Annotated in this window: 16 protein-coding genes; 8 read left to right on the forward strand and 8 right to left on the reverse strand. The window is 47.4% G+C overall.

The annotated features are described in order from the left end of the window. Nucleotides 1-9: 9 nt before the first annotated feature. The gene (locus tag CSH92_RS14750) at nt 10-372 is read right to left on the reverse strand and encodes a response regulator (protein WP_100658413.1); all 363 of its coding nucleotides are present in this window, start codon (nt 370-372) and stop codon (nt 10-12) included. Nucleotides 373-648: 276 nt separating this feature from the next. Here CSH92_RS14750 and CSH92_RS14755 point away from each other — a divergent pair, with 276 nt between their 5' ends. Further along, entirely contained in the window at nt 649-1,809 is a 1,161-nt protein-coding gene (locus CSH92_RS14755; protein WP_164084762.1) for a response regulator, read from the forward strand. 545 nt (nt 1,810-2,354) lie between these two features. Further along, entirely contained in the window at nt 2,355-3,032 is a 678-nt protein-coding gene (locus CSH92_RS14760) for a DUF4097 family beta strand repeat-containing protein (RefSeq protein ID WP_100658415.1), read from the forward strand. Between the two features lie 23 nt (nt 3,033-3,055). Here the strand turns inward: CSH92_RS14760 and CSH92_RS14765 are convergent, their stop codons facing one another. The 7 genes from CSH92_RS14765 to CSH92_RS14795 all read right to left on the reverse strand — a co-directional run bounded on the left by CSH92_RS14765 (nt 3,056) and on the right by CSH92_RS14795 (nt 8,276). Beyond that, nucleotides 3,056-3,784, reverse strand: coding sequence for a transglutaminase-like domain-containing protein (locus CSH92_RS14765; RefSeq protein ID WP_100658416.1), 729 nt, complete (start codon nt 3,782-3,784; stop codon nt 3,056-3,058). A 79-nt stretch (nt 3,785-3,863) separates the two neighbouring features. Further along, nucleotides 3,864-4,433 carry a DUF2569 domain-containing protein gene (locus tag CSH92_RS14770; RefSeq protein ID WP_100658417.1) on the reverse strand — a complete coding sequence of 190 codons (570 nt, stop codon included), beginning with the start codon at nt 4,431-4,433 and terminating at the stop codon, nt 3,864-3,866. Next, nucleotides 4,434-5,318, reverse strand: a complete 885-nt coding sequence (gene rluB, locus CSH92_RS14775; RefSeq protein ID WP_100658418.1) for a 23S rRNA pseudouridine(2605) synthase RluB — start codon at nt 5,316-5,318, stop codon at nt 4,434-4,436. It abuts the gene before it with no gap. Continuing rightward, entirely contained in the window at nt 5,318-5,938 is a 621-nt protein-coding gene (gene scpB / locus CSH92_RS14780) for an SMC-Scp complex subunit ScpB (protein ID WP_100658419.1), read from the reverse strand. The genes rluB and scpB overlap by 1 nt, the downstream gene beginning before the upstream one ends. A 6-nt stretch (nt 5,939-5,944) precedes the next feature. Further along, a complete protein-coding gene (locus CSH92_RS14785; protein WP_100658420.1) occupies nt 5,945-6,769 on the reverse strand; it encodes a segregation and condensation protein A in 825 nt (274 codons plus the stop codon). Continuing rightward, nucleotides 6,769-7,389 carry an L-threonylcarbamoyladenylate synthase gene (locus CSH92_RS14790; RefSeq protein ID WP_100658421.1) on the reverse strand — a complete coding sequence of 207 codons (621 nt, stop codon included), beginning with the start codon at nt 7,387-7,389 and terminating at the stop codon, nt 6,769-6,771. Before CSH92_RS14790 ends, CSH92_RS14785 begins: the two co-directional genes overlap by 1 nt. After that, entirely contained in the window at nt 7,386-8,276 is an 891-nt protein-coding gene (locus tag CSH92_RS14795) for a PHP domain-containing protein (RefSeq protein ID WP_240612830.1), read from the reverse strand. Before CSH92_RS14795 ends, CSH92_RS14790 begins: the two co-directional genes overlap by 4 nt. 224 nt (nt 8,277-8,500) lie before the next feature. Between CSH92_RS14795 and CSH92_RS14800 the strand changes: the two genes are divergently transcribed. From CSH92_RS14800 to trpA, 6 genes are read left to right on the forward strand one after another with little or no spacing between them, the layout of a single operon-like run. Next, complete coding sequence (locus CSH92_RS14800; protein ID WP_100658423.1) at nt 8,501-10,105, forward strand: anthranilate synthase component 1; 1,605 nt, start codon at nt 8,501-8,503, stop codon at nt 10,103-10,105. After that, nucleotides 10,102-10,713 carry an aminodeoxychorismate/anthranilate synthase component II gene (locus CSH92_RS14805; protein ID WP_100658424.1) on the forward strand — a complete coding sequence of 204 codons (612 nt, stop codon included), beginning with the start codon at nt 10,102-10,104 and terminating at the stop codon, nt 10,711-10,713. The genes CSH92_RS14800 and CSH92_RS14805 overlap by 4 nt, the downstream gene beginning before the upstream one ends. A 4-nt stretch (nt 10,714-10,717) precedes the next feature. After that, the gene (gene trpD / locus CSH92_RS14810; protein ID WP_100658425.1) at nt 10,718-11,761 is read left to right on the forward strand and encodes an anthranilate phosphoribosyltransferase; all 1,044 of its coding nucleotides are present in this window, start codon (nt 10,718-10,720) and stop codon (nt 11,759-11,761) included. Continuing rightward, the gene (trpCF, locus tag CSH92_RS14815; RefSeq protein ID WP_100658426.1) at nt 11,762-13,183 is read left to right on the forward strand and encodes a bifunctional indole-3-glycerol-phosphate synthase TrpC/phosphoribosylanthranilate isomerase TrpF; all 1,422 of its coding nucleotides are present in this window, start codon (nt 11,762-11,764) and stop codon (nt 13,181-13,183) included. It begins immediately after the preceding gene. A gap of 21 nt (nt 13,184-13,204) precedes the next feature. Next, on the forward strand, nt 13,205-14,386 hold the full coding sequence (gene trpB, locus CSH92_RS14820; protein ID WP_100658427.1) for a tryptophan synthase subunit beta: 1,182 nt from the start codon (nt 13,205-13,207) through the stop codon (nt 14,384-14,386). Beyond that, nucleotides 14,386-15,195, forward strand: a complete 810-nt coding sequence (gene trpA / locus CSH92_RS14825) for a tryptophan synthase subunit alpha (protein ID WP_100658428.1) — start codon at nt 14,386-14,388, stop codon at nt 15,193-15,195. The genes trpB and trpA overlap by 1 nt, the downstream gene beginning before the upstream one ends. Nucleotides 15,196-15,203: the final 8 nt, after the last annotated feature.

Genomic DNA, 15,203 nt, shown 5'->3' on the forward strand with positions numbered 1-15,203 from the left:
ATGAACGCCTTATTTAAGCACCTTGTTAACAACAGCTACCAATTTCTGCGGGTCAAAAGGTTTAACCACCCACCCCGTTGCACCAGCTTGTTTACCCTCCATTTTCTTATCTTGCCCGGATTCAGTCGTAAGCATTAAAATAGGGGTGAATTTATACGCAGGTTCCTGTCGCAAGCGCGTGATCAACTCGATGCCATCCATGATCGGCATATTGACATCTGAAATAACCAAATCAAATTGCTGAGATTTTGCGACCTCAAGCCCGATCTGACCATTCTCAGCTTCTGCAACTTCATGCCCCTGCTCACTTAAGGTAAATGTCACCATTGCGCGCATCGACGCAGAATCATCCACAGTCAAAATTTTTGCCATTTTACTTCCCAGTTATTCAAACTTTATATTTAACTAACCAACTAATGTATTGAACAAAACTCGCATTGCTTGAACGTTGCCGGTAAGGCGCAAAAAAACTAACGAGTAGCGTTGTTGTTAATAGGTATAGCAGTAGGATGGAAAAATAAACAAACTATTTTGCAAAATTTCTTAAAAAAAATTTATAAAATTCAGAATGCTAGGCTATGGTTGTAATGGATAGAAAAATCCATGGTTTGTTTCAACGGAAATTCAGGTTCATCGAGGAAGGTGTGCGTGGCAAAACACAAGGTTTTAATCGCAGAAGACGACACTGATTTACAAGCTGTGCTTGAGCTTATGCTTGAAGAGGACTTTGATTTAACTATCGTCGACGACGGCGAAAAAGCGATTTCAGCGATTGAAGAAATCACTTTTCACATTGTGTTAATCGATATTCACTTACCTAAGAAATCTGGACTCGATATTTGTGCGTACGTAGAGGCGTTGAAAGCAGACACCCGCCCCAGCATTATTGTGTTATCTGGTGATCAAAACGATGAAACCATCAAACAAGCGTTCTCGTTTGGAGCTGGTGACTACATTGTTAAGCCTTTTAATGTTGTCTCGTTCCATCAACGCTTGATGCGGATGTCTAGAGACATCGACCAAGTCAAGGCATTGCAGCAAAAAGACTCAAGCGTACGCAATCTTGCGGAAATGGCCATGACACAGGCATCTGCGTACGGCTCTGGTCTAGAGCTACTGGCGCGACTCAATCGTTGCCAAAATGTCGAGACATTTATGGAAACCTTAGTTAATGGATTACTCGCACAAGGCTATCATTGTGCCGTTGAGTTTCGAACGGAGGTCGAGAATTATTCCTTTGACGTTGATACTAAAGTTTGCACTGATAATGAAAAGAAAGTGTTCCAATTGCTCCACAATCATGGCCGGATTTATAATTTTGGTAAACGCGCAATCTTTAATGAAAACAATTCATCGATTTTAGTTAAGAATATGCCCACCGAAGGCACCAACTCCTACGATGCAGCTATCGATCTGTTCGCTAAGCTCGTTCCTGCGCTGGGTACCCGTTTTACCGCACTTATGAATATTCAAACCATGAATAAAACACGTGCATCGCTAAACGAAACCATCGATAAAGTGACCAAGGCTATCGAAACAATGGAAATCGAGCGCCGCGAGAATTTAGAAAGTATAGCCACAAGTATCAGTCTGAGTTTTCATCAACTGGAAATGACCGACGAACAAGAAGATTTCTTTATCAAGCTGATTGAACAAAAGTTAGACAACAATCAGAGTAATGAAAAATTCGGTGAAGTCGTTGACTTGTTAAAACAGTGTGCCCAAAACCTCGTTGATGACAGTGCGCCAGAGATGACAGAGTCACCCGCTGAAGATGAAGTTGGTGACGATGACATTGAGCTTTTTTAATTAGATATTCAAGTAACAACCTAACCTGACACTTTCAGTAATAGAGCCGAATCAAATCTAACAGTCTCTTGAGTACCTCCATAGGCCCGTCGTTCTCAATAATGTCAGGATATGTCGAGCCCGTATTTCAGACGTATGAAATATCAAAGAACCGTGTCATCGTGACGAAAGTCACGACCTCTCTACAGCACTTGAAACCCCAAACGAAAAACTCATACGACGGCTATAGTATTGATATTTTTAATTCACGGTTGAACAAAGTGGGCCCCGTTTTCCAATGGGATGACGCTCTTTTTTGGGGGAAGTAATGCTCCTTAGTTATCGCGTTTGAGCGATTTATCTTTGTTAGTTTTTAAACCTTTTATCTCCTCTATACGACTTACTCTCTGTAATTATCAAATTCGCTAATAAATCGTTTATTCCACTCATTAATATATCTGTGCGGCGACGATGTAACGCTAACCCATTGATAATTAAACTTAATATAAGTGGCTCGGTTTCTGCTTATTTGTGCTTATCATGACAACATAACGTAAAGGAAAAACATGAATACTTTATTCACAGGGTTTAAAAGAACAACCATCGCAATCAGCATGGGAATAATGTTGAGTGGCTGTGTTATCCACGTCGGTGCCGATGCCCATGATTGGGACTCAGATGATCACGAAGTCAGCAGTGTTTTTGGTGACGTAAGCGTCAGTGCTGGTAAGCAGGTTAGTGAGGTTTCTTCTGTCAATGGCGACGTTGAGCTGCACGACCGCGTGGAAGCCGAGCGTGCGTCGTCAGTGAATGGTGATATTGAAATTGGCGAGCGTGTCTCAGTGGGCAGTATCGACGTGGTTAACGGCGATATTGAGGCCGGTGAACATTTTAGTAACCAACATGGTATCGAATCAGTGAATGGCGATATTCAAATCGCTGCTCATGGGGTTATCAATGGCATGATAAAAACCGTCAACGGTGATATTGAATTGAATGAGAGCGCGGTAAACAACGATATTATTACCATTAATGGTGATATCCATTTGCAACGCGGCACGTCGGTCAGTGGCGATATTATATATGAACGCAATAACAGCCGTCAGTGGGACAACGACCGCCCCACTCTGCGAATTGATGCTGACTCAACCGTCGGCGGGAATATCGTATTACATCGCCCAGTTAAACTAGAGTTTGCTGATCCGCAACTCCATGACAAAGTCATAAAACACTTTGGTGAATAGTCATTGGCAGGCCCCCTGCTGATTTATGGTCTTTGGGGGGCCAGACAATCTGAACGGTTGGTCCGCAGCCGCGCCACATTCCAGTTCATCAAGTGGCGCCCTATCCATTGATAGAACCAACGTTTCAGCCCGCGCAGATTAGTACCATGCTCAGCATAAAATTCATCCGGTGAAGCATATATCCCAAAATCATCCGCCACTCCCTGCTGTTGAATATAAGTTGATTTCCCCTGCCACTCCACTGGAGGCGAGTGTAAATCAGGCGTGGCGACGCCATATCCACAAAAAGCCCCGCGGTGATGGGAAAATTTTTGCTGGATCGCCTTTAGATAGTCGTGGTCTAGAATAAAACCTTCCAAGGCTAACCACTGACCAGCGTATTCAATTTCTACCCAACTGTGGATGATTTTCTGTGGCGCTAACGCATACAGCCAGTGTGGAATAGCTCCCTTCTGTAACGCTTGGTGAATGGTAAAGCCATGAAAGCGACAGGGTATATCCACGGCACGAAACAGCGCCATCAGTAAAGTTGTTTTGGTATTGCACTGACCATAGCCATCATGCAATACCTGAGACGCTGAAATTGCATCGTCAGCGTTGTAACCAAAGGCGATTTCATTGCGGACAAAATCATAGATTGCACCAATGCGTTCATACACAGGTAATTGGCGCCACTGCCGGCTTGAAACTAGTGCCTGAATATCGGCATGTGAATAATTTAATAAACGGGTCGATGTTAGTAAGTCAGGCATAGCGACTGCGCTCCACAAGTTAACATTGGTGTAGCCTAGACCTTCGAGTCAATCGAAGGTCAAGTCCCAAATGCATATCTTACTTTTGCTGCAGATACACCTTGGGCGCGGTAATGGCTATGGGCAAGGATTGTGGGGCAGTACGCTTGGCAAAAGTGACTTTCACGCGCTCTGACTTCAACATATAAGGCACCCATATCACAGTCGCAATGACACTGCGGGCGAATTCCTTTGTCGTATCTGCATCGAAGATAGGTTCATCGACTAACACAAATGACGCTAACCAGGCATCAAAGGGAATAAAAACAACACTCGTTACGGTAATAATGATGAATAATTTTGGAAACCAATGATGCTTCATAAACATCAGGACCATCAAACACGCAGAGGCTAAAAACATCGCTGTATTAAACAACGCCTCGCCGATCAATAATGGCCCCCAAAGTGGATGATATGCCTCAGAGTCAACCGACGTTAAAACAGTGAAAGTGCCATCCGTAAAGATGCCGTAATAAAGCGGCACGTAAATCAACGCTAGGCGGATTGGCGCGACAACCACGCCAATAGCCACTAGAATTAGCCAACCCTTGATGCCGTACAGTTCATTTTGCGCGCTCTGTTGTGGTAAAGCTCCGTCCTTGGTATCCATCTATTTACGCGGTGTCCTTTTCTTTGGTTTATGGGTACGTGACTTAATTAATTTATGTTTCTTCACTGAACGTCGCATTCGCGACAATCGCGCGTGATCCAATTGGTTCATATGCTCGACTACCTTGGATTCGGTTTCAGGCGCCAATTGCACCATGCTGCGCAGAGCATTAATGTCGTCCAAGCCAAGTTCAATCCACGCTCCTTGTGGTAGGCGTTTCTTCAAATCTAACTTGCCATAGCGCACCCGGATCAGGCGACTGACTTGCAATCCTTGTGACTCCCACAAACGACGTACCTCACGGTTGCGCCCTTCGGATAAGGTTACGTTAAACCAATGATTTAAGCTTTCATCTTCACTGGCACGGGGCTTGGCTTTAATATCGGTGAATTTAGCCATACCATCGTCGAGTTTTACCCCTGCTTTCAGTGCCTTAAGATGCGCGGTATTCACATCACCAAAGACGCGGACACTGTATTCCCGTTCAACTTCATGGCTCGGATGCATCAAGCGATTGGCAAGCTCACCGTCATTGGTAAACAAAAGTAAACCTGACGTATTGATATCCAAGCGCCCGACCGCTATCCAACGCCCCGGACGGATCTGCGGTAAGCGGTCAAACACAGTGGGACGTCCTTCAGGGTCACTACGGCTGCATAATTCGCCTTCGGGTTTATTATACATCAACACGCGACAATGACTGTCTTTACTCAGCCCGGAAATAATGTGGCCGTCTACGCGGATCTGTGCAGTTGGCGCTGCGCGGTCGCCAAGAGCCGCAACGTTACCATCAACAGAAACGCGCCCTTGCTCGATCCATTTCTCCATTTCCCGACGTGAGCCTAGGCCATAATTCGCCAGAATTTTCTGTAATTTTTCACTCATTAATGTAACTGCTCATTATTGGTAGGCGCTGGCGGTTCGTTGTTGGACTCTGTCGTACCTGACGACAACGAAGCTTGTTCTTCAACCAGCGCATTAAAGGCCGCTTCAGTGGGTAACTCAGCGAGCGATTTTAACCCAAAGTAATCTAAAAACCGATCAGTTGTTGCATATAATGCTGGTCGACCCGGGACTTCCTTATGCCCTACAACCTGAACCCATTCGCGTTCGGTCAGCGTGCGGATAATATTGCTACTCACTGCTACACCACGAACTTCTTCAATTTCACCCCGTGTAATAGGTTGGCGATACGCAATCAATGCTAGGGTTTCAAGGAGCGCGCGGGAGTAACGAGGGGCTGTTTCTTGCCACAATTTAGATAAGAATGGGCTAAGCGAGTCTAATGAACGAAAGGCGAAACCAGAGGCCAATTCATGCAGCTGGATCCCACGTGCAGCATAGTCTTGCTTCAACTCTTCCAAGACGTTATTTAACTGTTGGGTAGAAACTGAAAAGTCCACCAATATTGTGGTTTGCATGCGTGCCTTAGATAGCGGCTCATCAGCAACAAAAATGGCCGCCTCAACTAATTGTTTTAATTGCGTAGCGTTTATTTTTGCCATCGTAACCTACTCATCATTGCTTAACCGCACATGCACATTACTAAAGGGTTGTGCCTGAATACAATCGATCAAGCCTTCTTTCACTAATTCTAAGATGGCCAAAAAGGTCACTACCGCACCACTGCGACCTTCTTGTGGCGTAAAAAGCTGCTGCATCGGTGTATATTCCTGATGCTTCAGTACGCTTAAAATTTTCGCCATACGCTCGCGGGTAGAGAGCACTTCACGGGCGATTTGATGATGCTCAAAGGCCTTGGCACGTTGCATGGCGCTGTGCATCGCCAATACCAACTCGCGCAATGTGGTTTGCGGAATAATTTTTATTGGCGTGACATCATCTGCTGCAATGGCTTTGGCATTAAACACATCACGCTCTGCGCGTGGCAGTTGGTCGAGTTCTTCAGCCGCTTGTTTAACGACTTCATATTCACGCAAACGGCGGATCAATTCTGCCCGCGGATCGCCCTCATCTTCGTCATCTTCAGTATGTTTGGGTAACAACATACGCGACTTAATCTCGGCCAAAATCGCCGCCATCAATAAGTACTCGGCGGCTAACTCCAATTTTAGATCCTGCATCATGTCAACATACTCGAGGTACTGTTTGGTCACCTGCAGCACGGGCATGTTCACAATATCGAATTTTTGTTTACGGATCAGATAGAGTAGTAAATCCAGCGGCCCCTCAAATGTTTCAAGGATAACTTCCAACGCATCCGGAGGAATATACAAATCCTCGGGCTTTTCAATCACCGCTTGCCCATTAACAAACGCCAGTGGCAGCGGCTGCTGAACCGGCTGGGAAAGAGGATCGTGCTCGCTATCGCTCATTACTGAAAAGGACTCGGGTCGCCACTACCATAGCGAATAATTGTACAATCGCCTTCAGACATGTCGACCACGGTGGTGGGTTGTTCACCAAGGTAGCCACCATGAATGATTAAGCCAACGCGACGTTCTAATTTATCACGGATCTCGTCTGGATCAGATTCAGCCATATCAGCACCTGGCAGGATCAAGGTCGTTGACATGATGGGCTCACCCAACTCAGCCAACAATTGTAGTGCTATCGGGTTATTTGGCACCCGGATCCCAATCGTTTTACGCTTGGGATTTTGCAGGCGCTTAGGCACCTCTTTGGTGGCTTTCAAAATGAAGGTGTAAGGCCCGGGGGTATTATTTTTTATTTGCCGAAAAGCAGTATTGTCGACTTTGGCATAGAGCGATAGTTCCGACATATCGCGGCACATCAAAGTAAAGTTATGGTCTTTACCGATGTCACGAATGCGACAAATCTGTTCCAGCGCCTGCTTGTTATCAATCTGACACCCAATGGCATACCCAGAATCTGTTGGGTACACGATTACCTCACCTTGCCGAATTAACTCACACGCTTGCTTTATTAGCCGCGCTTGCGGGGTATCGGGATGAACGTAAAAAAACTGACTCATGAGTCTCTCTGTGAAGATGCATTATCGATAATGGGCCAATCATGCCATATTGGCATCACGCCGTCAGGTAATCTTGAACGACGGCCCAGTTCTGTCCAGCGGCTCGGCATATGAAAATCCGAACCGACTGACGCTTTTAGGTTATTTTCGCTCAGCATTTCCAGCAACAAACGTTGTTTATCTGGCGTTAAGTTAGGATAGTTGACCTCCATAGCATCACCGCCCGCAGAGGAAAACTCTGCCACCAATCGGCGCAGCCATTTTGTGGTCATAGAGTAATGACTGGGGTGGGCCAATACTGCCTGCCCACCCGCCGCGTGGATCCACTCAATCGCTTCGCTGAGCGCAATCCATTGAGGGCTTACGTGGGCGCGCTTGCCCTTGCCCAAGTATTGTTTAAACGCTTGTGCCGGATCTTTTACGTGGCCGAGGGTCACCATCGCCTTGGCAAAATGTGAACGCGTCACCTGCTCTGTGTGCTGCATTGCTAACACTGCCTCACCCACATCTGGCATTCCGCACTTCGCAAGTTTATCGGCAATCTTAATCGCGCGTTGCTCACGGCATGCGTGCTGTTGGGCCAAACGCGCAAGAAATTGTGGATTATCTTCATCCACATTAAGACCTACCACATGAATATCGAAACCATGCCAGCGAGTAGATAATTCAATGCCACTGATGATGCTAAGCGGGCGTTTTTGCGTGTGCTGAAACGCTCGTGCTGCTGCTACCCCAGACACGGTGTCGTGATCGGTAATTGCCAGCACATCCACTTGCATAGTGTGGGCCCGCATTACGAGTTCAGCGGGGGTAAGCTGGCCATCCGAACAACGCGTATGGGTGTGCAGGTCGATTTTTTGCTGATTGGAGAAATTTACGGTTGACACAAGCGCTGATTTGTTTTCTTCTATAGGCATAGTATACGTGGATGGCAAGAAAGATCCTAAGCCTAAGCAACAGTTAAGTAGATTTTTATGACGCAACACATGACACAAGCAAACATCTGGTGGTGGCACTCCCTGAATTAACGGGCGGTGCGCGTGTGTGCGTTGAGAAATTATGGGCCCGTTTTTAACGGGCCTTTTTTGTTTTTGCAGGAGTGAAAAATTACATGAGTTTAGCGGATTTGGGTAATCAAGTTGGCAAAGTCGAATCCATTTGCCAAGCAGCCCAGTATGTCATGGATCCTCTTATCGCCTTTCAGCAATTATGTGCCGACAGTGAATATGCCGTGCTGTTGGAATCTGCTGAAATTGAAAGTAAAGACAACCTGCAAAGCATTATTTTGGTCGACGCTGCGCTGCGTTTTGAATGTAACCAGGATACGGTGGTGTGTCGGGCATTAAGTGAAAACGGTGAGCATATCTTGTCTTTGATTGACGCCGAGTGCCCAACAACAATAAAGAAAACCCTAGGCGCCAACAACATCACTTTGCAATGTCTCCCACCAGCCAGCGACATCGACGAAGACGAACGTCTAAAACAGCCCTCAGTTTTCGATGCTCTGCGCTTGGTATTGCAGCACATTCAAGCGATTCGCAATGACCCTCACGCGGTATTTTTAGGTGGCGCTTTTGCCTATGATTTATTAGCCACATTCGAGCAACTGCCGGCTGTTGCTAAAAGCGAGAACACCTGTCCTGACTACGTTTTTTATGTTGCCGAGACGTTATTGAGAATTGACCATCAAACACGCACAACCAACGTATTAGGCAGCGTTTTCTCTGGCCCTCAGGTGGCAAACGCTTATTTACGTATTAGCCAGCGGGTAGAAGCTATAAAAGCCGCGCTAACTGAATTACCCAGCGCATTACCAAAGTTTAACCCGGTGGCAGAGAGCGGCGTCTTGCAAGTAGATAAAACTGATAGTGAATTTATTGCCGACGTGAATGCCTTGAAAGAACACATTCTTGCCGGGGATATATTCCAAGTTGTGCCTTCACGCACATTCTCATTGCCCTGCCCTGATCCAATGTTAGCCTATGCTAAATTACGCCAACAAAACCCGAGCCCATACATGTTTTATCTTAAGGATAATGATTTTTGTATGTTTGGGGCGTCACCGGAATCAGCTTTAAAGTATAGCGCTGACACCAACATTGTTGAGATCTACCCGATAGCTGGAACCCGCCCACGCGGTAAACGCGCCGATGGCAGTTTAGACGCCGATCTGGATAGTCGTATAGAGCTCTCATTGCGCGATGATCACAAAGAAAAGGCCGAGCATTTAATGTTGGTTGATTTAGCTCGCAATGACGTAGCCCGAGTGAGTCAGCCCGGCACCCGGTTTGTTAAGGATTTACTTAAGGTGGACCGCTACTCGCATGTAATGCATTTGGTATCACGAGTTGTCGGCCAGCTGCGCGATGACCTGGATGCCCTGCACGCGTATCAAGCCTGCATGAACATGGGCACTTTAGTTGGTGCGCCGAAGGTCAGCGCGGCACGCCTGATCCGTGAGGTCGAGCAAAAACGTCGCGGCAGTTACGGAGGCGCCGTGGGCTATTTGACCGGCACTGGCGATATGGACTCATGTATCGTGATCCGCAGTGCCTTTGTGCGCAACGAAATCGCCTATATTCAAGCGGGAGCAGGAGTGGTTTACGACTCCGATCCGCAAGCAGAAGCTGATGAAACACGCAGCAAAGCGCAAGCGGTCATCAGTGCCATCGTATCGGCATTTAGCTCCGAGCAAGCACAAGGAGAGGCACTATGATTACGGTCTTTTTGTTGGATAATGTGGATTCTTTTTCTTATAACCTGGTCGACGAGTTACGCGCACTGGCGCTCAATGTAAAAGTTTTTCGCAATACGGTAGACCCTGCCGTTATCCTCAAGCAAATGCAGACGGCACAGCAAAGCAATCCCGTTGTATTAGTGTTATCACCGGGCCCGGGCAGCCCCGCTGAAGCGGGTTGTATGCCAGAATTATTAGCCCAGTGCGCTGGCGTTTTCCCAGTGATCGGTATTTGCTTAGGTCATCAAGCCATCGTGGAGTATTGCGGTGGTCGAGTGGTCCGAGCCAACAGCGTGGTGCATGGTAAATCCTCAGCAGTAAACCACAGTATGCCGGCGCTTTTTAAGCAGTTACCCAATCCACTCAACGTGGCACGTTACCATTCGTTGATTGGAACCGAACTCCCCGTCTCACTACGAGTGATTGCAGAAGTTGATGAACTACCTATGGCGGTGTATCACCCAGAAAAAAAGATGATCGGTTTTCAGTTTCATCCCGAATCTATACTCACAGCCCAAGGCAGTCAGTTGCTTATGCAAAGTATTGAATATCTAACACAGCCGACCGCTAACAACGAGGAGCTTTAACACGATGATGGATAATCAACAGGTCATTGCCAATTTAGAAAAACTCTATCGTGGAGAATCGCTGGATCAAGACACCACCTTTGCGCTCTTTAGTAATGTGATGCAAGGCAAATTGGATCCGAGTCAGCTCTCAGCATTGTTGATCGCACTCAAGATTAAAGGCGAGTCAGCCGCAGAAATCGCCGGTGCAGCTGATGCCATGCGTGCCAACGCAACCCCCTTCGCACGCCCTGACTATGCGTTTGCCGATATTGTTGGTACCGGCGGCGATGGCCACAACACCATTAATATTTCCAGTGCGGCGGCAATTGTGGCCGCCAGCTGTGGAGTACCTGTGGCCAAACACGGCAATCGCAGTGTATCGTCTAAATCAGGTTCAGCGGACCTGTTCGCTGCCTTTGGTTACGAATTGATGGCGCCACCCGAAGGCGCGCGCAACAGTTTAGATAACTCGGGCTTTTGTTTTTTATTTGCACCGGTGTATCACAGCGGAGTCAAACACGCTATGCCAGTGCGCACCGCGCTGAAAACCCGTACCCTATTTAATATCCTCGGTCCGTTGGCGAATCCAGCCAAACCCACCTATAGCGTGCTTGGTGTTTATAGCCCTGAATTATTGCAAGTTTACGCGGATGTGACCCAGCGCTTAGCGTTACCGCATGCCATGATCGTACATGGCAGCGGCTTGGATGAAATTGCTATTCACGGTGAAACTCAGATCATTGAAGTTAATGACGGTCAACAAACTCATTACCAATTGACCCCTAGTGATTTTGGTGTGCCGACTTATAGCTTGGAAGACATCAAGGGTGATGAACCCGAAGTGAACCGTCAATTGATCGCTGAAGTACTCAGTGGTAACGGCCAATCCGCCCACCGTGACGCCATCGCAATCAATGCTGCGGCGCTGATCAAGCTCAGTGGTAAAGCAGATACCTTTAAAGCGGCGACAGACATTGCGCTTGCCGCATTGGACGCCGGACTACCGTTAAAAACCATTCAGCAAGCCGCGCGCTTGAGTCAAACAAACCCAAAGGACAACGACTAGATGGCTAATGTGCTCGAAACCATTGTCAAAGATAAACGCGCAGAAATCGACCAGCGCATACGAACCTTTCCGTTGGAACAATTTGTCGATCAGTTAAAACCCACGACTAAGTCGTTTTTTGCCGCACTTGCAGCGCCGGGTTCTAGCTTCATTCTGGAGTGCAAAAAAGCCTCACCATCCAAAGGTTTGATCCGCGAAAACTTTGATTTGGACGAAATCCTAGCAGCTTACACGCCATACGCTGCCTGTATTTCTGTGTTAACTGATGAAAAGTATTTCCACGGTAAATTTGAGTATCTACAAACGGTCACATCACAAGTTAGTCAGCCGGTGATCAATAAAGATTTTTTTATTGACCAATATCAGATTCATTTAGCCCGTTATTATGGCGCTGACGCAGTATTGCTGATGTTGTCGGTGCTAGACGATGCACAATATCAAACCCTCGCTGATCTGGCTGCACATTACAATATGGCAGTACTGACCGAAGTAAGTAACGCTGAAGAAATGCAGCGGGCGATAGCACTGAAAGCCAATATCATCGGCATTAACAATCGCAATTTGCGTGACTTAAGCACCGATTTAGCTACTACAGAACGCTTAACGCCGATGTTAGCTAATGTGGATTATCCGCATGTGGTAATTTCAGAAAGTGGTATTTATACCCAGGCTGATGTACAACGACTGGCTCCACTATGCGATGGATTTCTAGTCGGTAGTGCGTTGATGGCACAAACCGATTTACGCCGAGCAGTGCAGCGTTTAGTTTACCCAGCGACCAAAATCTGTGGAGTAACCGATGTAGAAACCGCTCAGTTACTCAGTGCCTTACCCACGCAATATGTCGGGCTTATCTTTGCCGAAAAGTCCAAACGAAAGATCTCATTCGCACAAGCCAAGCGGATCGTTGCTGCTGCAGCGAATGCCTATGTTGGTGTGTTTGTTGATCAACCCATTGATTTTATCGCGCATTGTGCGCGCGAGCTCAACCTAGCTGCAGTGCAATTACATGGCAATGAACCCCTTGAGCAAATCACTGCTCTCAAAAACGTGCTCGGTGATGATTGCGAAATTTGGCGGGCAATTGGCATTGATGCCAGCTTATCTGCCCCTGATGCTCTACCCAGTGTGCTGACCGATGGCGCCGATCGACTGTGGCAGGTTGTCGATAAGGTCTTACTTGACTGTAAAGTCGGCGCAAATAGCGGTGGCACCGGCCAAGAATTTGATTGGTCATTAATTAATGCCATGGTCTACCCAGACAGATTGATCTTAGCTGGCGGGATTGGAATAAAAAACAGCCATAAAGCATTGGCAACCGGGGTTTCGCTTATCGACATTAATTCAGGCGTAGAAGACGCCCCCGGACAAAAGAATCAAAGCAAAATTAATCAGTTGTATGCTCACCTGCGTACAGCGTAACTTTATTAACACAGGATTATCATGAATAAGTTGGACTCTAAATTTGGTGAATATGGCGGCATGTATGTGCCGGAGCTATTGATACCTGCCCTTGATCAGCTCGAACAGGCTTTCTTAGACGCAAAAGAAGATCCTGAATTTCAGCAACAATTTATGGCGCTATTAACCGATTATGCCGGTCGCCCTACGGCAATGACGCTCACCCGTAATTTGGTGAGTAACCCGAAGGTTAAACTCTACCTAAAACGCGAAGATTTGCTGCACGGTGGTGCGCACAAGACTAATCAGGTTTTAGGCCAGGCCTTGCTAACTAAACGTATGGGCAAGCAAGAAGTGATTGCTGAAACCGGCGCCGGGCAACACGGTGTGGCAACGGCACTAGCCTGCGCTTTATTGGGCCTTAAAGCGCGGATCTATATGGGTGCCAAAGACGTCGAACGCCAAGCCCCTAACGTATTTAGAATGCGCTTAATGGGCGCGGAGGTGATCCCGGTCAATTCCGGCTCTGGTACCTTGAAGGATGCGGTGAATGAAGCTATGCGTGACTGGTCAGCCAACTATGACAAAGCCCATTATTTGCTCGGTACTGCCGCAGGTCCTCACCCGTTCCCTACGATTGTGCGTGAATATCACCGTATGATTGGTGAAGAAACCCGACGTCAAATCATGGAAAAAGAAGGTCGCTTACCCGATGCGGTCGTGGCCTGTGTAGGCGGAGGGAGTAACGCCATCGGGATGTTCGCTGACTTCATTGACGAGCCCTCGGTGCGACTCATTGGCGTTGAGCCCGCAGGTAAAGGCCTCCACACCCACGAACACGGCGCCGCTATTTGTACTGGCTCGAAAGGCATATTGCACGGGGCGTATAGCTTTATTATGCAAGACAATGACGGCCAAATCGAAGAATCCTATTCGGTCTCGGCTGGCTTGGATTACCCCGCTGTTGGACCTCAGCACGCTTACCTAGCGGAAACGGGTCGCGCTGAATATGTTGCCGTGACGGATGATGAAGCGCTAAACGCATTTAAGTTATTAGCGCGCAAAGAAGGGATCATTCCGGCCTTGGAATCCTCCCACGCCCTCGCCCACGCACTTAACATGGCAGATGAAGCCGAAGACGACACCTTAATCGTGGTCAATTTATCAGGCCGTGGCGACAAAGACCTAAGCCACGTTATCAATATTCTGGGAGAAGATGCCTAATGTCACGTTATCAAGCAATGTTCAGCCGTTTAAACGCAGATAATCAAGGTGCATTTGTGCCCTTCGTGATGTTAGGTGACCCCAATCCTGAAACATCTTACAAGATCATCTGCCAATTGATTGAAAGCGGTGCTGATGCGCTGGAGCTCGGCATTCCCTATTCAGATCCGATTGCCGATGGCCCCACCATTCAAGCCGCCAGTATTCGAGCAATGGCCAATAAAGTCACGCCAGACGACTGTTTTAGTATTATTGCACGTGTGCGTGAGACCTATGGTGATGTACCCATTGGTTTGCTCTTGTACAGCAATCTAGTGCTCAAGCGCGGCGCTGAGGCGTTTTATGCCGCTGCAGCGAAGGCCGGCGTTGACTCAATATTGATTGCTGATGTGCCGCTGCGTGAAGCAGACCGCTTTATTAATGTTGCCAAGCAACGCCATATTGAGCAAATCCTAATCGCGCCACCGAATGCAACCGAAGAAACCTTGCAAGCCATCGGTAAGTTATCCGCTGGATACACTTATTTGCTTGGACGCGCCGGCGTGACTGGTGCTGAAACTGCTGCTGACGTGCCCGCAAAAGCGCTTATCGACAAGCTAACCCAATATCAGGTTGCGCCACCGTTACTGGGCTTTGGAATTTCTACTCCAGAACAAGTACAATCAGCCATTCAAGCGGGAGCTGCGGGTGCCATATCAGGTTCAGCAACAGTCAACATCATCGCCAAACACTTGCACGATGAAACCGAAATGTTACGTTCACTTGCGCAATTTGTCAGTGCAATGAAAGCGGCCACACACAAGGATTGATAAGGATT

The sequence above is a fragment of the Neoalteromonas flava genome, from assembly GCF_002807685.1.
In the GTDB taxonomy this organism is placed as follows: domain Bacteria; phylum Pseudomonadota; class Gammaproteobacteria; order Enterobacterales; family Alteromonadaceae; genus Alteromonas_E; species Alteromonas_E flava.